This is a genomic window from Microbacterium tumbae (assembly GCF_054780175.1).
In genome coordinates, this window is sequence record NZ_BAAGWV010000002.1 from 273,020 (window position 1) to 296,114 (window position 23,095).

23 protein-coding genes are annotated in these 23,095 nt (G+C 69.2%); 17 read left to right on the plus strand and 6 right to left on the minus strand.

Features of this window, described 5'->3' with window-relative positions:
• Positions 1-192: 192 nt before the first annotated feature.
• Genes ACYVGQ_RS08550 through ACYVGQ_RS08560 form a run of 3 tightly spaced genes read right to left on the minus strand, consistent with a single transcriptional unit; the run spans position 193 to position 4,021 of the window.
• Entirely contained in the window at positions 193-2,124 is a 1,932-nt protein-coding gene (locus ACYVGQ_RS08550) for an ABC transporter ATP-binding protein (protein ID WP_460784209.1), read from the minus strand.
• The gene (locus ACYVGQ_RS08555; RefSeq protein WP_460784210.1) at positions 2,121-3,035 is read right to left on the minus strand and encodes an ABC transporter permease; all 915 of its coding nucleotides are present in this window, start codon (positions 3,033-3,035) and stop codon (positions 2,121-2,123) included. Before ACYVGQ_RS08555 ends, ACYVGQ_RS08550 begins: the two co-directional genes overlap by 4 nt.
• Positions 3,036-3,037: 2 nt before the next feature.
• Positions 3,038-4,021, minus strand: a complete 984-nt coding sequence (locus ACYVGQ_RS08560) for an ABC transporter permease (RefSeq protein ID WP_460784211.1) — start codon at positions 4,019-4,021, stop codon at positions 3,038-3,040.
• Between the two features lie 239 nt (positions 4,022-4,260).
• Between ACYVGQ_RS08560 and lepA the strand changes: the two genes are divergently transcribed.
• The 7 genes from lepA to ACYVGQ_RS08595 all read left to right on the plus strand — a co-directional run bounded on the left by lepA (position 4,261) and on the right by ACYVGQ_RS08595 (position 11,457).
• Positions 4,261-6,114, plus strand: a complete 1,854-nt coding sequence (gene lepA / locus ACYVGQ_RS08565) for a translation elongation factor 4 (protein WP_460784212.1) — start codon at positions 4,261-4,263, stop codon at positions 6,112-6,114.
• Entirely contained in the window at positions 6,115-6,612 is a 498-nt protein-coding gene (locus tag ACYVGQ_RS08570) for a DUF1990 family protein (protein ID WP_460784213.1), read from the plus strand.
• A 10-nt stretch (positions 6,613-6,622) separates the two neighbouring features.
• Positions 6,623-7,276: a DUF1990 family protein gene (locus ACYVGQ_RS08575; RefSeq protein WP_460784214.1), complete on the plus strand. Its 654-nt coding sequence runs from the start codon at positions 6,623-6,625 to the stop codon at positions 7,274-7,276.
• On the plus strand, positions 7,276-8,493 hold the full coding sequence (gene hemW, locus ACYVGQ_RS08580) for a radical SAM family heme chaperone HemW (RefSeq protein WP_460784215.1): 1,218 nt from the start codon (positions 7,276-7,278) through the stop codon (positions 8,491-8,493). The genes ACYVGQ_RS08575 and hemW overlap by 1 nt, the downstream gene beginning before the upstream one ends.
• Positions 8,494-8,584: 91 nt before the next feature.
• Positions 8,585-9,613 (plus strand): heat-inducible transcriptional repressor HrcA, encoded by a 1,029-nt coding sequence (hrcA, locus tag ACYVGQ_RS08585; RefSeq protein WP_460784216.1) that lies wholly within the window; start codon positions 8,585-8,587, stop codon positions 9,611-9,613.
• A gap of 2 nt (positions 9,614-9,615) precedes the next feature.
• The gene (dnaJ, locus tag ACYVGQ_RS08590; RefSeq protein ID WP_460784828.1) at positions 9,616-10,725 is read left to right on the plus strand and encodes a molecular chaperone DnaJ; all 1,110 of its coding nucleotides are present in this window, start codon (positions 9,616-9,618) and stop codon (positions 10,723-10,725) included.
• A 3-nt stretch (positions 10,726-10,728) separates the two neighbouring features.
• Complete coding sequence (locus tag ACYVGQ_RS08595) at positions 10,729-11,457, plus strand: 16S rRNA (uracil(1498)-N(3))-methyltransferase (RefSeq protein ID WP_460784217.1); 729 nt, start codon at positions 10,729-10,731, stop codon at positions 11,455-11,457.
• A 50-nt stretch (positions 11,458-11,507) separates the two neighbouring features.
• On the opposite strand, the gene ACYVGQ_RS08600 is transcribed toward ACYVGQ_RS08595, so the two are convergent.
• On the minus strand, positions 11,508-12,788 hold the full coding sequence (locus ACYVGQ_RS08600; protein ID WP_460784218.1) for an HNH endonuclease signature motif containing protein: 1,281 nt from the start codon (positions 12,786-12,788) through the stop codon (positions 11,508-11,510).
• Entirely contained in the window at positions 12,785-13,441 is a 657-nt protein-coding gene (locus ACYVGQ_RS08605; RefSeq protein WP_460784219.1) for a hypothetical protein, read from the minus strand. The genes ACYVGQ_RS08600 and ACYVGQ_RS08605 overlap by 4 nt, the downstream gene beginning before the upstream one ends.
• A gap of 46 nt (positions 13,442-13,487) precedes the next feature.
• Between ACYVGQ_RS08605 and ACYVGQ_RS08610 the strand changes: the two genes are divergently transcribed.
• From ACYVGQ_RS08610 to ACYVGQ_RS08650, 9 genes are read left to right on the plus strand one after another with little or no spacing between them, the layout of a single operon-like run.
• On the plus strand, positions 13,488-13,835 hold the full coding sequence (locus ACYVGQ_RS08610) for an HIT domain-containing protein (RefSeq protein WP_460784220.1): 348 nt from the start codon (positions 13,488-13,490) through the stop codon (positions 13,833-13,835).
• Between the two features lie 49 nt (positions 13,836-13,884).
• The gene (locus ACYVGQ_RS08615) at positions 13,885-14,907 is read left to right on the plus strand and encodes a PhoH family protein (RefSeq protein ID WP_460784829.1); all 1,023 of its coding nucleotides are present in this window, start codon (positions 13,885-13,887) and stop codon (positions 14,905-14,907) included.
• A complete protein-coding gene (ybeY, locus tag ACYVGQ_RS08620; protein WP_460784221.1) occupies positions 14,904-15,362 on the plus strand; it encodes an rRNA maturation RNase YbeY in 459 nt (152 codons plus the stop codon). Before ACYVGQ_RS08615 ends, ybeY begins: the two co-directional genes overlap by 4 nt.
• Entirely contained in the window at positions 15,359-16,633 is a 1,275-nt protein-coding gene (locus ACYVGQ_RS08625; RefSeq protein WP_460784222.1) for a hemolysin family protein, read from the plus strand. Before ybeY ends, ACYVGQ_RS08625 begins: the two co-directional genes overlap by 4 nt.
• A complete protein-coding gene (gene era, locus ACYVGQ_RS08630) occupies positions 16,626-17,522 on the plus strand; it encodes a GTPase Era (protein ID WP_460784223.1) in 897 nt (298 codons plus the stop codon). The genes ACYVGQ_RS08625 and era overlap by 8 nt, the downstream gene beginning before the upstream one ends.
• Positions 17,480-18,046 carry an RNA polymerase sigma factor gene (locus ACYVGQ_RS08635; protein WP_460784224.1) on the plus strand — a complete coding sequence of 189 codons (567 nt, stop codon included), beginning with the start codon at positions 17,480-17,482 and terminating at the stop codon, positions 18,044-18,046. The genes era and ACYVGQ_RS08635 overlap by 43 nt, the downstream gene beginning before the upstream one ends.
• Positions 18,030-19,016 carry a hypothetical protein gene (locus ACYVGQ_RS08640; protein WP_460784225.1) on the plus strand — a complete coding sequence of 329 codons (987 nt, stop codon included), beginning with the start codon at positions 18,030-18,032 and terminating at the stop codon, positions 19,014-19,016. Before ACYVGQ_RS08635 ends, ACYVGQ_RS08640 begins: the two co-directional genes overlap by 17 nt.
• Positions 19,013-19,522: a peptidase inhibitor family I36 protein gene (locus ACYVGQ_RS08645; RefSeq protein ID WP_460784226.1), complete on the plus strand. Its 510-nt coding sequence runs from the start codon at positions 19,013-19,015 to the stop codon at positions 19,520-19,522. Before ACYVGQ_RS08640 ends, ACYVGQ_RS08645 begins: the two co-directional genes overlap by 4 nt.
• Positions 19,523-19,528: 6 nt before the next feature.
• Complete coding sequence (locus ACYVGQ_RS08650) at positions 19,529-20,464, plus strand: NADP-dependent oxidoreductase (RefSeq protein WP_460784227.1); 936 nt, start codon at positions 19,529-19,531, stop codon at positions 20,462-20,464.
• Between the two features lie 7 nt (positions 20,465-20,471).
• Here ACYVGQ_RS08650 and ACYVGQ_RS08655 read toward each other — a convergent pair whose 3' ends face one another.
• Positions 20,472-21,125 (minus strand): hypothetical protein, encoded by a 654-nt coding sequence (locus ACYVGQ_RS08655; protein ID WP_460784228.1) that lies wholly within the window; start codon positions 21,123-21,125, stop codon positions 20,472-20,474.
• Positions 21,126-21,318: 193 nt separating this feature from the next.
• Here ACYVGQ_RS08655 and leuA point away from each other — a divergent pair, with 193 nt between their 5' ends.
• Entirely contained in the window at positions 21,319-23,079 is a 1,761-nt protein-coding gene (leuA, locus tag ACYVGQ_RS08660; protein ID WP_460784229.1) for a 2-isopropylmalate synthase, read from the plus strand.
• Positions 23,080-23,095: the final 16 nt, after the last annotated feature.

A 23,095-nucleotide genomic window follows, 5' to 3' on the forward strand; every position in this document is an offset into this window, starting at 1 on the left:
CGCCTGTCGGCGTGTCATAGGGGAAGAATAGTTCGCCCTGCAGGCAAAATCCTGCCCGTCGAGTGAAGGTCGCCTAACCGTTATCGGACGGTGATCGACTGTTACTCACCAGTAACATTCGGTGCCCGGCAACCCCGGAGAGCGGTCCGTCGACACGTGCGACGGGCCGCTCTCCGGGCGGTGGTGAGGGCCTCAGACGGCGGGCGCGGTCTCGGCCTGAAGGGTCTCCGGGTTGAACACCACGCGTCGCCGCGTGCGCTCGATGTCGGGGTCGGGAACCGGGATGGCGGACAGCAGCGCCTTGGTGTACGGATGCTGCGGATCGTCGAACACATCATCGACGTCGCCGTGCTCGACGAACTCGCCGAGGTACATGACCGCGACGCGGTCGGCGATGTGCCGGACCACGGAGAGATCGTGCGCGACGAACAGGTAGGAGATGCCGAGGGAGACCTTCAGATCGTCGAGCAGATTGATGACGCCGGCCTGGATCGACACGTCGAGCGCGGACACCGGCTCATCGAGGACGATGATCTTGGGGTTCGTCGACAGCGCGCGGGCGATGCCGATGCGCTGGCGCTGGCCGCCCGAGAAAGCGCCGGGGAAGCGGTCGACATGGGCGGGGTTGAGCCCGACGACGTCCATCAGCTCCCTGACGCGGCGGTGGACCTCGTCCTTCTTCGTGCCGATGGCGTTGAGCGGCTCCGCGATGATGTCTGCGACGGTCATGCGCGGGTCGAGCGCGCCCATCGGGTCCTGGAACACGATCTGGATGTCGCGGCGTACGTCGCGCTCGATGCGGTGGCTCGTGATGTCGTTGACGCTCGTCCCGTTGATGACGATGTCGCCGTCCTGCTGCTTGACCAGGTCCATGATCTGCAGGAGCGTCGTCGTCTTGCCGGAGCCGGACTCGCCGACGATCGCCATCGTCTCGCCCTGTCGCACGTCGAAGCTGATGCCCTTGACCGCGTGGACCTCGCCGACCTTGCGCTTGAAGAACGCGCCCTTCATGAGGGGGAACGTCTTGGTCATGTTCCGCACGTCGAGGGTGACCTCGCGCTCCTCGCGGGGCGTGCGGGTCAGAGCGCTCTCGGGCGCCTCGCGGACGGGGTAGACCGGCAGTCCGTCGATGAGGCCGTCCAGGCCGATCTCGTGCGAGCGGATGCAGGCGGCCTGGTGCGGCGCTCCGGAGGCGGAGGGCACGTCGGCGAGCGGGGGCTCGCCCTCGCGGCAGGCGCTGATCGCGATCGGGCAGCGATCGGCGAAGGGGCACGCGTCGGGGAGGTCGATCAGCAGGGGAGGGTTTCCCTTGATCGGCGTGAGCGGCTCCTTCTCCTTCTTGTCCACGCGCGGGATCGCGCCGAGCAGGCCGATGGAGTACGGCATCCGGGTGTGGTGGAAGAGCTCGCGCGCCTCGGCGTGCTCGACGGGCTTGCCCGCGTACATCACGAGCACGTCGTCGGCCATGCGGGCGACGACGCCCATGTCGTGGGTGATCATGATGGTCGCAGCCCCGGTCTCCCGCTGAGCCTTCTCGATCAGGTCGAGGATCTGCGCCTGGATCGTGACGTCGAGGGCCGTGGTCGGCTCGTCGGCGATGATCAGCTTCGGGTTGTTCGCCATGGCGATGGCGATGACCACGCGCTGGCGCATGCCGCCGGAGAACTCGTGCGGGAAGGCCTTCATTCGCTTCTCGGGCTGGGTGATGCCGACGAGCTGCAGCAGCTCGATGGAGCGATCCCAGGCCTGCTTCTTGGACATCCCGCGATGGATCGTGAGCGCCTCGATCAGCTGGTCGCCGATCGTGTAGACGGGGGTCAGCGAGGTGAGCGGGTCCTGGAAGATCATCGCCAGGCCGTTGCCTCGGATCACCGACATCTGCCTGTCGCTCTTGCCGAGCAGCTCCTGGCCGTCGTAGACGATCGAGCCGGTGACCTTGGCGTTCTCGTCGAGCAGGCCCATGATCGCGAGGGAGGTCACGGACTTGCCGGAACCGGACTCGCCGACGATGCCGAGCGTCTTGCCGGCCTCCAGGTCGAAGGAGACGCCGCGGACGGCGTCCACGCGGCCGGCCTCGGAGGCGAAGCTGACGGCGAGGTCGCGGACGGAGAGAATAGTGCTCATGCGCGGCCTCCTGCCGCCGAAGTCGGATCGAGGGCGTCGCGCAGACCGTCGGCGACGAGCGCCATGGAGACGGTGAGCAGCGTGAGGGCGGCGGCGGGGAAGTAGAACAGCCACGGCGCGCTGGAGATGGTGTTGGCGCCGGAGCCGATGAGGGACCCCAGCGAGACGTCCGGGATCTTCACGCCGAAGCCGATGAACGACAGGCTCGTCTCGGCCATGACGGCGTTGACGATGCCGAGCGTGAAGTTGATGACGAGCAGGGAGCCGATGTTCGGCAGCAGGTGCCGCAGGACGATCGTCATCCCGCGCACGCCCATGTACCGGGAGGCGTGCACGTACTCGCGCTCGCGCAGCGAGAGGGCGGTGGTCCAGATCACCCTGGCGGGGAAGTACCAGCCCACGATGAAGATCATGATGAGGGCGATCACCCGCCAGTCGCCGCCGGAGCGGTTGGACAGCAGGGAGAGGATCAGGAAGCTCGGGATGACCATCATGAAGTGGATGACGGCGAGGGAGATCTTCTCGGTCCATCCGCCGAAGTAGGCGGCCGCGGTCCCGACGAGCGCCGAGATGATCGTCGTCCCGACGGAGACCGTGATGGCGATCATGAGCGAGCGCTGGAGGCCGATCGCGACCTGGGCGAAGGTGTCGTTGCCCGACGGCGTCGTGCCGAACCAGTGGTCGGCGGACGGCGGCGTGCCGAGGTTCAGGAAGTCCAGCTCGATGTGGTCGTACTTGGCGATCAGCGGGCCGACGACGGCGAACAGGACGAGGACGATGAAGATGACGACGCCGCCGACGGCGGGCCGGTTGCGCATGAAGCGCCGGGTGTAGAGCGTCCACTTGGACAGCGGCCTGCCGCCGCTCGACGGCGTGGTCTCCGCCGTGGTCTCGGTTGCTTCGATGGTCATGATCAGCTCACCCTCACTCGGGGGTCGAGGACGACGACCACGACGTCGGAGAGGATGGCTCCGAGCGCGGTCAGGAGGCCGGCGAAGGCCGCGGTCGCGACGACGCCGTGGACGTCGCTCTTCGTGATGGTCTCGATGAAGTACTTGCCCATGCCGTTCCACGCGAAGATCTGCTCGGTGAGGATCGCGCCGGTGAAGACGGCGGGGATGCTGAACGCGACCTGCGTGGCGACGGGGATGAGCGATGTGCGCAGGGCGTGCCTGCGGATGGCCTGCGGCTTGGTCAGGCCCTTGGCGCGTGCGGTGCGGACGTAATCGGCGTTGATGTTGTCCAGGAGCAGGGAGCGCTGCAGGAAGTGAGTGCCCGCATAGCCGACGAGCACGAGGGATATCGTCGGCAGCGTCAGGTGCTGGAGCGTGTCCACGAGGACGGGGAAGAAGCCCTCGACGCCTTTGCTGGAGGCTCCGGTGACGTAGAAGATGCGCACCCCGGTCCAGGAGTTGAGCGCGATGGCGAGCAGCACGATGCCGAGGGCGGCGACGATGGTGTTGATGTTCATCGTGATGATGGACGTCGCCTGCCCGATGCGGTCGGCCAGCTTGTACTGCCGCGATGCGGTGTACACGCCGAGCCAGATGCCGAGCACCGTCATGATGATGGTCGCGCCGAGGACGAGCTCCGCGCTCACCCACATGCGGAAGGCCAGCTGCTCGTTGACGGATCCGCCGGTCGGGCTGACGCCCCAGTCCCAGCGCAGGACGATCCCCATGATCCAGTTCCACCAGCGCTCGAGGATCGGGACCGTCGAGTCGAGGTTGCGCGGGCGCAGCAGCTGGGAGATCTGCTCCTCCGACATCGGGGGACGGCGCCCCACGAAGTTGTTCTTCGGGTTGAGGAAGCTCCACGCGAGGAAGTACGTGATGTTGGTCGCGATCACGATCATGAGCAACCAGCCGAGGGTTCGGCGCAGGAGATACTTGATCAAGGTGTTGATTCTTTCTCTTTTACAGACGCGCTCGGGATTGCCGACACGGCGCTGAGTCGAGATGCAATTCTGGCACCTTCCGCGCTGTCGCGCGATGAGTTGCCGGACCGCTGTCTGTGACGGAGTCGCATCGCCTTTGGAACTCAGTGTCTCCGAGTGGCCCAAGGCAACCTCGCGAGACTATCACTGGTTCCGGCGAATCGGGGATTAGGCGGTCCTGACCGTAGAATCGTCGGGACATGTCACCACGCGCCCTCACTCCGCTCCAGCCGGCCGCGACGCCGCCTTCGCAGATCCGCAACTTCTGCATCATCGCCCACATCGATCACGGCAAGTCGACCCTCGCCGACCGGATGCTCCAGATCACCGGCGTCGTGTCCGACCGCGACATGCGCGCCCAGTACCTCGACCGCATGGACATCGAGCGCGAGCGCGGCATCACGATCAAGAGCCAGGCGGTGCGGATGCCCTGGCAGATCGGCGGCGAGACCTTCGCGCTCAACATGATCGACACGCCGGGCCACGTCGACTTCACCTATGAGGTCTCCCGGTCGCTGGCCGCCTGCGAGGGCGCGATCCTGCTCGTCGACGCGGCGCAGGGCATCGAGGCGCAGACGCTCGCGAACCTGTACCTGGCGCTGGAGAACGACCTGCACATCATCCCCGTGCTCAACAAGATCGACCTGCCCGCCGCGGACCCGGACAAGTACGCCAAGGAGCTCGCCTCGCTCATCGGAGGCGACCCGGACGACGTGCTGCGCGTCTCGGGCAAGACCGGAGCCGGCGTCGAGGAGCTGCTGGACCGGCTCGTGCAGGAGATCCCGGCGCCGCACGGCGAGGCGGAGGCGCCCGCCCGCGCCATGATCTTCGACTCGGTCTACGACGCCTATCGTGGGGTCGTCACCTATGTGCGCATGGTCGACGGCAGCCTCGCGCCGCGCGAGCGCATCCAGATGATGTCGACGGGCGCGACGCACGAGCTCCTCGAGATCGGGGTCTCGAGCCCCGAGCCGATCCCGTCCAAGGGCCTCGGCGTCGGCGAGGTGGGCTATCTCATCACGGGGGTGAAGGACGTCCGCCAGTCGAAGGTCGGCGACACGGTCACGACCGCGCGGAAGCCGGCATCCGAGGCGCTCTCGGGATACACCGATCCCAAGCCCATGGTGTTCTCCGGCATCTACCCGATCGACGGCAGCGACTACGCCGAGCTGCGCGAGGCGCTGGACAAGCTCAAGCTGTCCGACGCCTCCCTGCAGTATGAGCCGGAGACCTCCGTCGCCCTCGGCTTCGGCTTCCGCTGCGGATTCCTCGGCCTCCTGCACCTGGAGATCATCACGGAGCGGCTGTCCCGCGAGTTCGGTCTCGACCTCATCACGACGGCGCCGAGCGTGATCTACGAGGTCCTCACCAGCGACACGGGGGAGACGGTGACCGTCACCAACCCGAGCGAGTATCCGGACGGGCGCATCGGCTCGGTCTCGGAGCCGATGGTGAAGGCGGCGATCCTGCTGCCGAAGGACTACGTCGGCACGGTGATGGAGCTGTGCCAGTCGCGCCGAGGATCGCTGCTGGGCATGGAGTACTTCAGCGAGGAGCGCGTGGAGCTGCGCTACACCATGCCGCTCGGCGAGATCGTCTTCGACTTCTTTGATCAGCTGAAGTCCAAGACCCAGGGCTACGCCTCCCTCGACTACGAGCCGGCAGGCCAGCAGGAGGCGGACCTCGTGAAGGTCGACATCCTGCTGCAGGGCGAGAAGGTCGATGCGTTCAGCTCGATCGTCCACCGCGACAAGGCGTACGCCTACGGCACGATGATGGCGGAGCGGCTGCGCAAGCTCATCCCCCGCCAGCAGTTCGAAGTGCCCATCCAGGCGGCGATCGGTGCGCGCATCATCGCCCGCGAGACCATCCGCGCGATCCGCAAGGACGTGCTCGCCAAGTGCTACGGCGGTGACATCACCCGCAAGCGCAAGCTCCTGGAGAAGCAGAAGGAGGGCAAGAAGCGCATGAAGATGGTCGGCCGCGTCGAGGTCCCACAGGAGGCGTTCATCGCGGCGCTGAGCGGTGACGTCGAGGGCAAGGACAAGAAGTAGGTGGCGCTTCCGCCGTACCGGCGCGGGATGACGCGCGAGCCGATCGGCACGGCGCCCGAGGGCATGCGTCTCTCGGAGCACGCCGTGAGCGTCCCCGCGCACGCCAGAGCGGCCGTCGCCGCTCTCGTGAGCGACTGGGAGTTCAAGCGCAGGGCCGGCTTCGAGACGCCGGACGCCCGGCCGGCCGCGGGGGACGAAGCGGTCCTCGCGAAGCGCGTGCTCGGCATCCGCTTCGGCGAGCCCGTGCGCATCGTCTGGGCGGATGAGAGCGGCTTCGGCTACGAGACGCGTCCTGGACATCCGATCTACGGCGAGGAGTCCTTCCGCATCGACGAAGACGGCGTGTTCTCGGCGCGTTCCGTGTCGAGGCCCGCGACCGTCCTCTGGCGGATCCTGTCCCCGGGACTGCGGATGCTGCAGTGGCGGACGCATCGCCGGTACACCCGGATCGTGCTGGACGCCGTGGGTCGCCAGTCGGCTCCCAGAATCGATGAGTAGGCTGGCCGACATGCGGCGCGGTACCTTCCGAGACGGCACGGTGGATTATGCGGCCGTGGGGGCGACGCATGCTCCCGACCTGATGCAGTATCCGCCGGAGCGCAGCATTCCGGCCGAGGACTCCTGGCGGATCGGCAGCGGGGCCGAGCGGTTCCGCAGCGCCGGAGACGCACTGCTGTCCTGGACGGCGCAGCGCGCAGCCGGGCTCGGCATCGAGGACGTCCGTCCCGCACCGGGCCCCTCCTACACCGGAGTCAGCTTCGACGCGGAGGGCAATGCGATCGCGCCGAGCAAGCGCGATGTGGAGCAGCGCTTCGACGCCGAGGGACTGCCGTATGCCGGTGCGGGCATGACCGTGCGCCTGCGCGGCAGGGTCGGCGGCATGCGCGCCGATGCGGAGCTGCGGGTGATTTCGGTCACCGAGGAGGCGCGCAGGATCGGTTTCGTGCTCGGCACCGTCGGCGGGTCCGTCGTCAGCGGCGAGGAGTCGTTCGACGTGGACTGGCGCGAGGACAACGACGAGGTGTGGTTCACCGTCCGGGCCTTCGACGCGCCGACGGGGCTGCTCTACCGCACGATGCCCGCGCTGGTGAAGCGTCGTCGTCGCGAGCTCTTCGCGCGCTATCTCCGCGCGATCTCGCCGCTGTACGCGACGCCCGTCTGATGGCCGGTCCTCTTCCCGTCGGCGATCCGGCGCCGATCGACGGCCGCCTGCCCGCGGACCTGGAGCCGGATGCGTCCACTCCGTTCTCCGCCTACCTGCACATCCCGTTCTGCCGCGTGAGATGCGGATACTGCGATTTCAACACGTACACCTCCGGCGAGCTGCGCGGTGCGCGGCAGGAGGACTACGCCGAAACGCTCGCGGCCGAGATCGCGCTCGCCCAAGCCGTGCTGTCGGATGCCGGCGCGCTGCGCCCGATGGACACGGTGTTCTTCGGCGGCGGAACGCCGACGCTGCTCCCGGCCGGCGACCTCGCGAGGATGATGGACGCCGCCGTCTCGGCCTTCGGGCTCCGTGACGGCGCAGAGGTCACGGTCGAGGCGAACCCGGACACCGTCACGCCGGAGGTCGCAAGAACGCTGGCCGTCGCCGGGGTGACCCGGCTGTCGATCGGGATGCAGTCGGCGGTGCCGCACGTGCTCGCCGCCCTGGACCGCACGCATCGTCCGGAGAACGTGCGCACGGCGGTCGACGCCGCCAGGGATGCCGGGCTCGCGGTGAGCGTCGATCTGATCTACGGGGCGCCGGGGGAGACGCTCTCCGACTGGGAGACGTCGCTGGACGCCGCGCTGGCCTTGGAGTCCGACCACATCTCGGCGTACGCGCTGATCATCGAGGACGGCACGAAGCTCGCCAGGCAGATCCGGCGCGGCGAGGTGCCGACGCCGGACGACGATGTGCAGGCGGACATGTACGAGCTCGCCGACGCGAAGCTCGCCGCGGGCGGCTTCGACTGGTACGAGGTGAGCAACTGGGCGCGCGGCATCGCACAGCGCTCGCGTCACAACCTGGCCTACTGGCGGGGGAGCGACTGGTGGGGCTTCGGGCCCGGCGCGCACAGTCACGTGGCAGGGCTGCGCTGGTGGAATGTGAAGCATCCCGCGGCGTACGCGCAGCGCCTGGCGGCGGGGGAGTCGCCCGCCGCGGGCACCGAACGGCCGGACGCCGAGTCGCGGATGCTGGAGCGTGTGCTGCTGCTGAGCCGGATCCGCGAGGGCATCGCCGTGGCCGAGCTCCCGGTGGGCAACAGGACGCGGGTGGCAGGACTCATCGCCGACGGGCTCGTGGATGCCGCGGCCGCCGTGCGGGGCCGGGTCCAGCTCACGCTGAAGGGGCGGCTGCTCGCCGACGCGGTGGTCAGAGAGCTCACCGACTGAACGGCCGGCCGCGTCCGTTCGGAGCGGGAACGCGCGCGGCGGGTAGAATTGGCACTCGGAAGCACGGAGTGCCAGGCGGGAGGGAGCGGACATGGTCACGGAACGCGGACTCCAGGTGCTGCGCGCCATCGTGCAGGACTACGTCGAGACCCACGAGCCGGTCGGCAGCAAGTCGATCGTCGATCGTCATTCCTTCGGCGTGTCCGCAGCCACGATCCGCAACGACATGGCCCTGCTCGAGGACGAGGAGCTCATCACCGCGCCGCACACGTCGTCGGGGCGGGTGCCGACGGACAAGGGCTATCGGGTGTTCGTCGACCACCTCGCCCAGATCCGCCCCCTCTCCGGTGCGCAGCGCAGCGCGATCGAGACGTTCCTCGCCGATCCGGCCGATCTCGACGATCTCATGGCGCGAACGGTCCGCGTGCTCACACAGCTGACCGGTCAGGTCGCTCTGGCCCAGTACCCCTCCTTCGCCCGGGCGCGGCTGACGCACCTGGAGCTCGTCGCGCTCGCACCGAACCGCATGCTCGTCGTGCTCGTGACCGACGCGGGCGGCGTGTCGCAGCGCATCGCGATGCTCCCCGCCGACCTGGACGAGGCGGAGGTCGCCGTGCTCCGCGCCAGGCTCCTGACCCTCGTCACGGGTCGCGCGGTCGGCGACGCCCGTGAGCGCGTGGCCCAGCTCGCGAATCCCTCCCCGCCCGTCAAGACCGAGGTCGCGCTCTCCGTCCTGGCCGGCGTGATCGCCGAGGAGCTGGACGAGTTCCGGCAGGAGAGACTGGTCATGGCGGGCGCCGCGACGCTCGCCCGCCGGGAGCAGGACTTCCGCGGCAGCATCCATCCGCTCCTCGAGGCGATCGAGGAGCAGGTCACGCTGCTGCGGCTGATGAACGAGATGGTGACGGACGAGCACGGGCTCGCCGCCAGCATCGGCACGGAGAACGCGTCGTTCGGCCTCGGCGAGGCGTCGATCGTCGCGAGCAACTACGCCACCCCCAGCGGGATGGCGCGGGTCGGCGTGATGGGCCCGACCCGGATGGACTATCCGAGCAACCTGGCAGCGGCGCGGGCGGTCGCCCGCTATCTGTCGCGGCTGCTCGACGAAGACGAGAGGTGAAAGTGGCGGACCACTACGAGGTCCTCGGGGTGGCGCGTGATGCGTCGCAGGACGAGATCAAGAAGGCATATCGCAAGCTGGCGCGTCAGCTGCACCCGGACGTCAATCCCGGGGACGACGCCTCGGAGCGGTTCAAGCTCGTGACGCACGCCTATGACGTGCTCAGCGATGAGGACTCGCGCCGTCGCTACGACATGGGCGGGGACGAGAACGGCGGGTTCGGCGGTGGGTTCGGCGGGTTCGGCGACATCTTCGAGACCTTCTTCGGAGCCGCGGGCGGCGGACGCAGCGCACGACCGCGTTCGCGCCGCGAGCGCGGTCAGGATGCGCTCGTGCGCGTCTCCCTCGATCTCGGCGACGTCGTGTTCGGCGCGCACCGCGACCTCGAGGTCGACACGGCGGTGCTGTGCGAGACCTGCAAGGGGTCCTGTTGCCAGGAGGGCACCTCGCCGGTCACCTGCGACATCTGCGGCGGCAGCGGGCATGTGCAGCGTCAGGTGCGCAGCCTGCTCGGCAACGTGGTCACCTCGCAGCCCTGCGGCACGTGCGAGGGCTACGGCACCACGATCCCCTACCCCTGTGCGACCTGCGCGGGTCAGGGGCGCGTGCGCTCCCGCCGCACGGTCTCGCTGGACATCCCGGCCGGCGTGGAGACGGGGCTCCGGCTGCAGCTCCCCGGCTCCGGCGAGGTCGGCAGGGCCGGAGGCCCCAACGGCGACCTGTACGTCGAGGTCACCGTCAACGCGCATCCGACGTACAGCCGCGAAGGCGACGATCTGCTCGCGACCCTCGAGGTGGCGATGACGGATGCCGTGCTCGGCACCGAGACCACGATCGAGGGGGTCGACGGGCCCGTGGAGCTGGAGATCCGTCCCGGCGTGCAGTCGGGCGATGTGCTGACGATCAAGGGGCGCGGCGTCACTCCGCTGCGCGGCTCTCAGCGCGGCGACCTGCGCGTCGGCGTGCAGGTCGTGACGCCGACCAGGCTGGACTCGGCCCAGCGCAGGATCATCGAGGACTTCGCCAAGAAGGCTAAGGCTCCTGCCCCTCAGCTCGCGCAGTTCCAGCAGGGGCTGTTCCACAAGCTGCGCGACCGCTTCCGCGGGCACTGAGACATGGTGCTGCACTTCGTCGTCGAGTCCGCCTCCGATGCCGGGCCGGGCGATGTCGTGACGCTGAGCGGCGCGGAGGCGAAGCATGCCGCGGTCGTCCGGCGCGTCCGCGCCGGGGAGGCCGTGACGATCGGCGACGGCGCAGGGGTCTGGCTGGACGGCTCTGTGATCGAAGCCTCGCCTTCGCGCGTCGACGTCGAGGTGTCGGTACGCACGGAGGTGCCGCGGCCCTCGCCGAGGCTCGTCCTGATCCAGGCGCTCGCGAAGGGCGACAGGGACGAGCTCGCCGTGCAGGCGTCCTGCGAGCTCGGCGTCGACGAGATCGTGCCATGGCAGGCCGCCCGCAGCGTGTCGCGCTGGGAGGGGCCGAAGGCGGCGAAGGGGCGGGATCGCTGGAGGACGATCGTGCGCGAGGCGGCGAAGCAGGCGCATCGGGCGTGGATCCCCGAGGTCGCCTCCGTCGCGACGACGGGCGAGGTCGTACAGCGTGCCGGCGCGCAGCGCGTGCTGGTGCTGGATCCGGTCGCCGAGACCCGGTTGTCGTCCGTCGTGCCGGACGGCCGCGATCTCGTGCTCGTCGTCGGCCCCGAGGGCGGGATCGCCCCGGAGGAGCTCGAGCGGCTCACGGCTGCGGGGGCGGAGCGGGTCAGGCTCGGCGACACCGTGCTGCGCACTTCGACGGCCGGCCCCGCGGCGATCGCGGTGCTGTCGACCGTGCTCGGGCGCTGGTAGCGGTTCGCTCAGATGGACCCGGTGCTGCGCCCCTTCGCAGGCGGGGCCGCTCAGACGAGCATCACCCGGGTCGGCGGCATGTCGGCGTAGACGCGCCCCAAGGGGCTGGTCCATTCGATGATGCCGCCCGCGAGCTGCCGGGCGCTCCAGCGATCGTCGTCGCGGAGATCCGGATGCTTGAGCGGATGATGCCCGGTGCAGAACATCGCCAGATTCTCGAGGTCGGTGGTTCCGCCCTTCGCATGATCCCGGTTGTGATCGCCCTGACTGCGGTGCAGCGGCGCCCGGCATCCAGGGAAACGGCAATGCTGATCCCTCGCCCGCAGGAACCGCTTCATATTGGCGGTAGGGGTATAGCTGTCCGTAGCGGTGACCATGCCTCGATGATCGAGGAAGAGACGGTCGAGGCTGGGAGCGAGTCCCGCGAGCGTTCGTACCCAATCCGGTTCCACCGGTCCGATGCCGTCCAGCTCGGCGGGGCGCTCATCGATGCCCGCGAGGGTCCTCGCCCCGATCGTCACCTGCACCCTCGCGCGGAGCGACTCCAGGCCGCTGCGGGAACTCGTCGTCGGGTCGGCGCACAGCAGCATATCGGCGAGGAGATCGGCACGGAGCTGATCCAGCGTGCGCTCATCGAGTTCCTGCGCGCCGATGGCGCCGTCCGGCACGCTCCTGCCCAACACATGCAGACGCTGAGGATCCCAGGGAAGCGGGTCTTCGGGGAATCCGTCTGCGAACGCGACGAAGAGCGCTTCCCGCTCCTCGTCGATCTCGGGCGCATCGTGATCCGGCGGCGGCATCGGCGGCATCGGCGCGAGTTCCGGGGACGGGAGCAGATCGTGTTCCGCTGCTGCCGTTGAGAATGGGCTGAGGTCCTCGGCGAAGATCGGGTCGAAGCATGCGGGATCGGGGACAAGGGCGCCATCTCTGTCGGAAGCGGGACCAGAGCCGGCTGCGCAGTCGGAGCCGATTCCGTCGCTGGCAGGGTCGGAGCCGGGAGCAGAGCCGGCCTCCCAGGGAACCGCAGCCTCGTATGCTCCTTTGCCGTACGGGGACGCGACGACGGCCGATCGGATTTCCCCGTCGTCGTGATCTTCGTCCGCCGCAAGGTCCCGGAGGAACTCCTCATAGAGTCGGTCCGGGACCTCGGGAAGATCGGGCACATCATCCTGCGCCGATGCGGCAGAAGAATCTGGAGCCCGCTTCTCGTCTCGCGCGGAGAGAACCTGCTTGGCCTGCTCGGTGAGCCGGTCTTTGATGGCGTGCGCGAGGATCTCGGAGAGGAGCACGGTCAGAATCGCCATGCCGTCGTCGGCCGGTGCGACGGTCACCGTCCGGCGGGCTCGACCTCGGTGGTGCGCAGCCAGGGTCGGCTCCGGCGAGAGAGCGGCGGCGACGCCCCTCGCATGTGCGCGGGTGCGCGAAGCCGTGTCCCGCTCGGCGACCGGGAGAACGCGCTCCTCATACGCTGACCGCACCGCGGCGGCGTCCGCGTCTTCGGGCAGTTCGGGTGACGCTCGTGGAGGATCACGTCGACGTGACGACGGCTGATACAACCGGTTCCGAACGCCTCCCGTGTCTGAGGGAAGCGGTGCACGAGCATCCAGGCATCGGTCAGGCGCGCTGCCGCTGTCGACGGCGGGAGATGCGCGGCCGCGCCGTACTCGCCCGCCAGGGAGCGAAGGGAGATATCACCGCCTTGATCGAAATCGGGTTCGCCGGCGAGCATGTCGAAACGCTCGGCGAGAAGGCGCGCCTGCTCCGCTTGGATGACAGCGATCCGGCGCTCCCGCACGACCCAGTCGTCGAGCAGGCGACGACGGCGTTCGAGGGCGTCCTCACCGTTATCCTGATGTGCATCCAGGCATCTATAATAGAACAAAGATGTGAAATAAGCAAGACCAATAAAGAGTCGAGTATGGCACATAGAGACGTTGAAGTCGGGCAGCCTGTGCGATGCGAGCGGACAGCCGGGCACCGCCATGGCGCCCGCACGGACCTGATGACATCCCCTTGGCTAGACTGGACGCATGACCGAGCCGACGATCTTCACGCGCATCCTCGACGGGGAGATCCCCGGGGAGATCGTGGCGTCCACCGACCGCCTCTTCGCGTTGCGCGACATCGCGCCGCAGGCGCCGGTCCACGTGCTGGTGATCCCGAAGAGCGCCGAGTACCGCGACGTCACGGAGCTGGCGGCCGGCGACCCCGCGCTGCTGGCGGAGCTCGTCGCCTTCGCGCAGCGCATCGCCGACGAGCTGGCGGACGGCCACTACCGGCTCGTGTTCAACACCGGCAGCAACGCGGGGCAGACCGTGCCGCACGTCCACGGCCACGTCCTCGCGGGCGGCTTGAGCGAGAAGAGCCTCGGTGCCTGACCCGGAACCGGAGAACGTCACCGAACGCCTGTACGCGGACGGCGTGGCCATGGTGCGGGTCCTGGGCCCGCAGGACCGCCTGCTGCGGATGCTGGAGAAGGAGCACCCCGAGGTCCAGGTGCTCGTCCGGGGCAACGAGATCACACTGTCCGGCGAGGCGCCCCGCGTCGCCGCGGCGAAGAGGCTGGTGGAGGAGCTGCTCACCATGACGAAGGAAGGCCACGACCTCGTGCCCAGCGACGTGTCCAGCTCCGCGCGGATCCTCCGCCAGGAGGGCGGACCGCGCCCGAGCGAGGTGCTCGGCGAGGCGATCCTGTCCACGCGTGGCAGGGTGATCCGTCCTAAGACCCTCGGCCAGAAGGAGTACGTCGACGCGATCGAGGAGAACACGATCGTCTTCGGCATCGGGCCGGCGGGAACCGGAAAGACCTACCTCGCGATGGCGAAGGCCGTCCAGGCGCTGCAGCGCAAGGAGGTCACCCGGATCATCCTCACCCGTCCCGCGGTCGAGGCCGGCGAGCGGCTCGGCTTCCTGCCCGGCACGCTCAACGACAAGATCGACCCCTACCTGCGTCCGCTGTACGACGCGCTCAACGAGATGATGGACCCCGAGATCGTCCCCCGGCTGATGGCCACCGGCACGATCGAGGTCGCACCGCTCGCCTACATGCGCGGACGGACCCTGAACGACTCCTTCGTCGTGCTCGACGAGGCGCAGAACACCACACCGGAGCAGATGAAGATGTTCCTGACGCGACTGGGCTTCGGAACGAAGATGGTCGTCACGGGCGACATCACCCAGGTGGACCTCCCGCAGGGAGCCTCCGGTCTGCGGCTGGTGACGCGCGTGCTCAAGGACATCGAGGACATCCACTTCGCGCGGCTCACGAGCGAGGACGTCGTCCGCCACTCTCTGGTCGGACGCATCGTCGACGCGTACAGCGAGTACGACGAGCAGCGCACCGCGGCGCGACACGAACGCGAGCAGGCGGCCGAGTTCGCCAATCGCGCCGAGCGCAGGTCGCCGCTGCAAGGACCACGGGATCGGATGCCGAAGCGAGGACGCGCATGATCGAGATCAACAACGAGTCGGCGATCGACGTCGACGAGACCGTGCTGCAGCGGCTCACCGACCGCAACCTCGCGCAGCTGCACGTCAGCGCGGATGCCGAGGTCGCGATCGTCCTGGTCGACGAGGGCGCCATGGAGGCGCTGCACGTGCAGTGGATGGACGAGCCCGGCCCGACCGATGTGCTCAGCTTCCCCATGGACGAGCTGCGTCCTGGCACGGAGGACCGGCCGACTCCTCCCGGGCTTCTCGGCGACATCGTGCTCTGCCCGCAGGTCGCCGAGTCCCAGGCCCAGGCGGCAGGCCATTCGCTGATGGACGAGCTGATCCTGCTCACCACGCACGGCCTGCTGCACCTGCTCGGCTACGACCATGCCGAACCCGACGAGGAGCGTGAGATGTTCGGACTGCAGAAGGAGCTGATCGCAGGCTTCGCCCGCGCCGAACGCGGCCGATGACCGAGACTCTGCTCCTGGTCGCCGCCGTGCTGCTGGTGGCGGCCGGCGGCCTGATGTCGTCCATCGACGCGGCGTTCGGCGTCACGTCGCGCTCGGATCTGGAAGAGCTCGGCGAGCAGGGGCGCAACGCGCTCTCGTTGCGCAGGATCGCGGCCGACCCGGACGTGCACGTCAACGCCGTCGCCTTCATCCGCATCCTCTCCGAGACCACCGCCGCCGTGCTCGTCACGGTCGCCTTCACGAACCTGATCGGCAATATCTGGTGGGCCATGCTCGCCGCCGCGGTGCTCATGACGGGGATCACGTTCGTGCTCGTCGGCGCGAGTCCCCGCTCGGTCGGGCGTCGGCGTGCACCGGGGCTGCTGCGCGCCTGTGCCCCGTTGGTACGCGGCCTGCGCATCCTGCTCGGCCCGCTCGCCCAGGGCCTCGTCGCGCTCGGCAACCGGGTGACGCCCGGGGCGGGCCGCAGCACCTTCACGAGCGAGGACCAGCTGCTCAGCATGGTCGACGAAGCCGCCTCGAACGATCTCATCGAGGAGGACGACCGCGACCTCATCCACTCGGTGTTCGACTTCACCGACCAGTTCGTGCGCGCCGTGATGGTGCCGCGGACCGAGATGGTGACGGTCGACGCCACGGCGACCACGAGCGAGGCGATGGGGCTCTTCCTCAGCCGCGGCGTGTCGCGCATGCCGGTGGTCGACGACGAGGCCGACGACGTCGTCGGCGTGCTCTACCTCAAGGACCTCGTGCAGTTCGCCTACCGCGACGAGAACGCCTGGCGTGGAGTCCCTGTCCGGCCGATCGCCCGCCCTGCGACGTTCGTGCCGGAGTCGATGCGGGCGGAGACGCTGCTGCAGCAGATGAAGCGGGACGCGGTGCACGTCTGCCTCGTCATCGACGAGCACGGCGGCATCTCGGGCCTCGTGACCCTCGAGGACCTCATCGAGGAGCTCGTCGGCGAGATCGCCGACGAGTACGATCACGGACCCGCCGAGGTCGTGGAGCTCGGCGACGGGCGCTACCGCGTCAGCGCCCGTCTGCCCCTGGAGGACGTCGGCGACCTGTTCGGGCGGGAGCTCGACGACGAGGACGTCGACTCGATCGGCGGGCTGCTGGGCAAGGCGCTCGGTCAGGTGCCGCAGCCGGGGGCCACCGCGGTGGTGGATTCCCTGATCCTGACAGGCGGAGCGTCCCGCGGTCGTGGCCGCGGAATCGCGACCGTGTTCGTGGAGCGCGCGCCGAACGACGAAGGAGACGATCATGACTGAGACCATCCGCAGCGGGTTCGTGACCTTCGTCGGACGGCCGAACGTCGGCAAGTCCACTCTGACCAACGCGCTCGTCGGCGAGAAGATCGCGATCACGAGCGAGAAGCCGCAGACGACGCGGCGCGCCATCCGCGGCATCCTCAACCGTCCCGACGGCCAGCTGGTGATCGTGGACACCCCCGGCATCCACAAGCCCCGCACGCTGCTGGGCGAGCGCCTCAACGACCTCGTAGAGCAGGTCCTGGGCGACGTCGACGTGATCGGGTTCTGCGTGCCGGCGACCGAGAAGGTCGGGCCGGGCGATCGCCGCATCGCGGCCTCCCTCGACGGCTACCCGCGGGCGAAGAAGATCGCGATCGTGACGAAGACGGATGCGGCCGCGCGCGACGAGATCACGGAGCGCCTGATGGAGGTCGACGCGCTGCGGGAGGACTGGGCGGCCGTGATCCCGCTCTCCGCACTCACCCGCGAGCAGCTGGACGTGCTGGCCGATGAGATCGTCGGGCTCATGCCGGAGGGCCCGGCGCTGTATCCGGAGGGGATCACGACGGACGAGTCCACCGAGGACCGCATCGCCGAGATCATCCGCGAGGCGGCACTGGAAGGCGTCCGCGACGAGCTCCCGCACTCGATCGCGGTCGTCGTGGACGACGTCTCCGCACGTCCGGACGGCGACCTCACCGATGTGCACGCCCAGATCGTCGTCGAGCGCGACAGTCAGAAGGCGATCATCATCGGGCGCAAGGGGAGCCGGCTGAAGGACGTCGGCGCGCGGTCGCGAGCCGGCATCGAGGAACTGCTGGGAACGCGCGTGTTCCTCGGCCTGCACGTCAAGGTCGCGAAGGAGTGGCAGCGCGATCCCAAGCAGCTCGGGCGGCTGGGATTCTGAGCGCGCGCTCGGCGGAACGCGAGGCGACCCGGCGCCGCGTCTTCGACCAGATCTTCACGAGCTCCTGGTCGGCCGTCGCGCGTCACACGGAGTGCTACATCGAGTCGGACCCCGAGGTGCACGAAGTGGTCGCCGAGGTCTTCCAGCTCGCCTGGGAGCGGCTGAGGCCGAGCCGCCCTGGCGGGCTTCCCTGGCTGCTGCGGCTCTCCGACGGCGTCCTCAGCGGCCGGCGCCGGAGAGGACCGGTGCGTGCCCCTGCACTGGACGCCGTGCACAGGAATGTCGTGACGGGCGGGTCGAATGCGAGTAGTGTCGGGCGTCAGGATGTCATCCGCGCGATGGCGAGGCTCACCGAGCCGGAGCGGAGGATCGTCGTCCTGATGTACTGGGACGGTCTCTCCATCGAGGAGGCCGGAGAAGCGATGCGCAGAAGACCGGGGGCGGTGCGCGCCACGCTGCGGCGGGCGCGGGAGAAGCTGCGCGCCGAACTGGAGGGCGGGGCTAGTGGTGACGATGTTGGATGACGATGAGCTGACCCGTCTGCTCGTCGAGGCGAATCCGGCGCGGACTCCGAGGGACGCGCGACCCGATGACGCCGCACGGCGGATGCGCCGGCAGATCATCGCCGACGCCCCTCGTCCGCAGCGGCGGCGCGGCGTTTCGCGGAAAGCTGCCTGGGCGGGCGTCGCCGCGGCGGCCGTCGCCGGGGCGGTCGTGGTCCTCGGCATCGTCGCGCCGGGAGGGGCGGCGGTCGCCGTCACGCCGATGCCGCTCGTGTTCACGGATGCCGGATCGGTCGAGGACGTGATCGCTCGCGCGGACGCGCTGCTCGCGGACGGCGCCGGTCCCGAGACGCCGGTGCGCGAGGTCGAGTCCGTGACCTGGTCGCTGGCCGTGGACGTCGACGAACAGCATTCGGAGATCGTGCCGCAGTGGACGACGCTCACGTGGAACGAGGACTTCTCGGGCGGTCTGACGGTGCTGGCGGGGGAGGCCTACTGGCCGTCCGACGTGGGCGCCGAGCAGGCGGAGGCCGTGCCGGGGGACGAGGTCCTCGTGGACATGGAGTTCGAGCCGGGACAGTTCAACACGCCTGTGGTGCAGCCCCCCGGCGAGTCGACGGATGACGTCGTCGCCATGCTCAGAGCGTTCGGGATGCCGGCCGATCCGTCCTCGGGAGACGTGATGATCGCGCTGTTCACCGCGCTCGATCAGTGGACGCTGACGGACGTGCAGCATGCGCGGCTCCTCGACTACCTGGTGTCGCGCGGAGGTGTGGAGATGCTCGGGTCCACGACCGACCGGCTCGGGCGGCCCGTGGACGCCGTACGCGTGGAGGCGGAGCGGGGAGTCTCGGACACGGTGCTCCTCTCGCAGCAGACGGGGCGGATCGTGGGGGTCGAGACGGAGCAGACGGAGGGTGACGGGATCATCCCCGCGGGCGCGGTGGTCAGCTACCGCCTGTGGGACCTCGACGAAGGGATACCGGAATGAAACGCTCTCTCGCGGCGGCACTCGCCGCTGCACTGCTCGCCCTCGGCGCCCTGCTGACGGCCCCTGCCGCCTCTGCCTCCGAGGATGAACGGGTCGACCCCGCCATCCTCGAGATGCTGGAGGCGATCCCGGGCGGCGTCGTGCTCAGCGAGACGCACGCGGTGTGGCCGGAGCTGGGCATGGATCTCGTCGTCCCGTCCTCGTCGGCGAGTTCTTCGGCGAGGATCGCGACGGCGCGCTCGGCGAGCGCTCTGGCGGCGGTCGGCGCCTGTCCGAGCGGGCGCGTGTGCGCCTTCAGCCAGGCCGCGACCGCCGGCTCCCGGCTCAGCTGGACCGCCTGCGACACCTCCTTCCCGGTCGGGTCGTTCGTTGTCCGGTCGGTCGCGGACGCCCGCTCGAGCGGGTACGCGCAGGCCAGGTACGGGACGACCGTGCGCGGCACGGCGAACGCCGGGCACTACGTCAACGTGTACGGCACCGTCAGCCGCGTGACCTGCGTCTCCTGATCCGCGATGGCGAAGCACTGGATCGCCTCCCAATGGGGCACGCCGGACGCCTGGAGCCTGGTGGATCACGACGTTCCGGCTCCGCGCAGGGGCGAGGTCACGATCCGTGTCCAGGCCGCGGGCGTGAACCCCGCGGACGCCAAGCACGTCGCCGCGCCTCGAGCAGGGGTCGCCCTGCCGATCGCCATCGGCTATGAGGTCGCAGGCGTCATCACGGCGATCGGCCCGGACACGACGATCGGCTCCGGGCCGGCGTCGGTGGGGGATGAGGTGCTCGCGTTCCGCGTCTCGGGAGGATACGCCACGGAGCTCACCTTCCCGGCGGAGAAGGCGTTCCACCGGCCGGAGGCGCTGCCGCCGGCCGCGGCGGCGAACCTTCTGCTCGCCGGGACCACGGCTGCCGAGATGATCGCGGCGACCGGCGCCGCGAAGGGGGAGACGATCCTCCTCCACGGCGCCTCCGGAGCGGTCGGCGTGAGCGTCCTGCAGCAGGCCGCGCTGGCGGGCATCCGCGTCATCGGGACCGCGAGCCCTTCCCGCTTCGAGGAGGTGCGTTGTTTCGGCGGCACCCCGGTCGCATACGGGCCCGGGCTGGCGGATCGCGTGCGCGCCGAGGTCCGAGGATCGCTCGCCGCGGCGCTGGACGCGGTCGGCACAGGCGAGGCCGTCGACGTCTCCCTGGAGCTGATCCCGGACCGTTCGCGCATCGTGACGATCGCCGCGGCAGGGCGCGCCGAGTCCGAGGGGTTCCGGTGGATCGCAGGGGCGCTCCCCGAGAGCGCACGATTCCGCGACGGCATCCGCGGACGGCTCGTCGATCTCGCGGCGCAGGGCAGGCTCCTCGTCCCGGTCGCGAGGACGTATCCTCTGGCCGAGGCGCCGCAGGCGCTCGCCTTCCTCGCCGAGGGGCATCCCGGCGGCAAGATCGCCCTGATCCCGTGACGGCGCGTCAGCCGACGGGCTGAAGGGCCGACCGGACGACGACGACCTCGGCTCCGAAGTCGTCGTCCGCCGCCCGCTGCAGGGTGCCGTCGTCCCAGAGCACGTCCATCCAGACATAGCCGTTGTCGGGATAGGCGCCCAGGAACAGCTCTCGCGAGTCCGCGAGACGCACGCCGATGTCGTCCACGATCTCGTTCAGGCGCGCCTCGTCGGTCGTCCCCGGCTCCCCGCCGGTGGGGTCCTCCACGGGCATCGGGTCGTACAGGGCGAGCAGGACGGGGGACTGCGTGACGGTGAAGGCCGTCCCGTCGAAGAGGCCGGTCACGGCGTAGGAACCCCAGCGCACCTCGTCGACCTGCTCGCTGCCGTCCACTCCCTCCCAGCTCCACTCCTTGACGGGGACTCCGCCGCACTGCGGGGGATAGGACTCCGCCACCGCGCCGAGACACAGCTCGACCGTCCCTGCGACGTCCATGATCGTGCCCGTGGCCCGCACCTCGCCCTCCGGGGCGCCGGGAAGGAGGGATCCGAGGCTCTGCCCCGCAGGCGCGTCGGAGCTCGCCGGAGCCTGGGATCCGGGGGACATCGCGCACCCGGCCGACGCGAGCATTCCGACGAGTGCGGCGGTGAGGGCGATCGATCGACCGTGCATTCTGCTCATGCTCCTCAGTGTCCACGCCGGAGCGATCGTCTCAGGTGTGGTCGAAGCATCCGCCCGGCCCTGCTAGCATGGCGCTATGCCATTCGGCGGTCTGCTTCTTCTTAGCTGCCGCGACGAGTCCTGATACCTGGGGCCTTCCTCGTCGCGGCGCTTGTGTTGGCCCGATCATCCTGACGAAGAGAAGAAGCCCATCATGCAGAACACCCAGCGCCCGTCCTCGATGCCGATCCACAAGTACCGGCCGTTCCACGAGCTGATCGCCGTCGACCTCCCGGACCGCACCTGGCCGTCCGCGACCATCACCGAGGCGCCCCGCTGGTGCGCCGTCGACCTCCGCGACGGCAACCAGGCCCTCATCGATCCGATGTCGCCGGAGCGCAAGCGCATCATGTTCGACCTGCTCGTGAGCATGGGCTACAAGGAGATCGAAGTGGGCTTCCCCTCGGCCAGCCAGACGGACTTCGACTTCGTCCGTCAGCTCATCGAGGAAGGGCTCATCCCGGACGACGTCACGATCCAGGTGCTGACCCAGGCGCGCGAGCACCTGATCAAGCGCACCTACGAGGCGATCGCCGGTGCGAAGCAGGCCATCGTGCACCTGTACAACTCCACGAGCATCCTGCAGCGCGAGGTGGTCTTCCGCACCGACAGGCAGGGCATCGTCGACATCGCGCTGGAGGGCGCACGTCTGTGCCGTGAGTTCGAGAAGACCGTTCCAGGGACGCAGGTCTTCTACGAGTACTCGCCGGAGAGCTACACGGGCACCGAGCTGGAGTTCGCGGTGGACATCTGCAACCAGGTGCTCGAGGTGCTCGAGCCGACCCCGGACCGCAAGGTCATCATCAACCTGCCCGCGACCGTCGAGATGGCGACGCCCAACGTCTACGCGGACTCCATCGAGTGGATGAGCCGTCACCTGAACCACCGCGAGAACGTCATCCTGTCCCTGCACCCGCACAACGATCGCGGCACTGCGGTCGCCGCGGCCGAGCTCGGCTACATGGCCGGCGCCGATCGCATCGAGGGATGCCTGTTCGGCAATGGGGAGCGCACCGGCAACGTCGACCTGGTGGCGCTGGGCATCAACCTGTTCACCCAGGGGATCGACCCGCAGATCGACTTCAGCGACATCGACCACGTCAAGCGCACGGTCGAGTACTGCAACCAGCTGCCCGTGCCGGAGCGCAGCCCCTGGGCGGGCGACCTCGTCTTCACGGCCTTCAGCGGATCTCATCAGGACGCGATCAAGAAGGGCTTCGAGGCGATGGAGGCGACGGCGGCCGAGAAGGGCGTCACGGTCGACGACATCGAGTGGGCTGTGCCGTACCTGCCCGTGGACCCCAAGGACCTCGGGCGGTCGTACGAGGCGGTCATCCGCGTCAACTCGCAGTCCGGCAAGGGGGGCGTCGCGTACCTGCTGAAGGCCGACCACTCGCTCGACCTGCCGCGCAAGCTGCAGATCGAGTTCTCCGGCGTCGTGCAGGCCATGACGGATGCCGAGGGCGGAGAAATCACCAGCGATGCGATCTGGTCGATCTTCAGCGACGAGTACCTGCCGTCCGCGGAGGTCGCGGACAAGTGGGGCCGCTTCGAGCTGCTGGCCACGAAGACCTCGAGCGAGATGACCGGAGACGTCGAGCTCAGCGTCCGGCTGCGCGACGGCGACACGGCGTCCGACGAGATCGGGCACGGGAACGGGCCGATCGCCGCGTTCCTCGAGGTGATCCGCTCGCGCGGCTTCGACATCTCCCTCTACGACTACGTGGAGCACACGCTCTCGACCGGCGGGGACGCGCAGGCCGCCGCCTACGTCGAGCTGCAGGTGGAGGGCGACCGGCTCTGGGGCGTCGGCATCGACGGCGACATCTCGACGGCCAGCCTCAAGGCCATCGTGTCGGCGGTGAACCGCTCGATCCGCGCGCGTTCACTCGCCGCGGAGCTCGCCGCCGTCTGAGCGCGAGACTGCGACA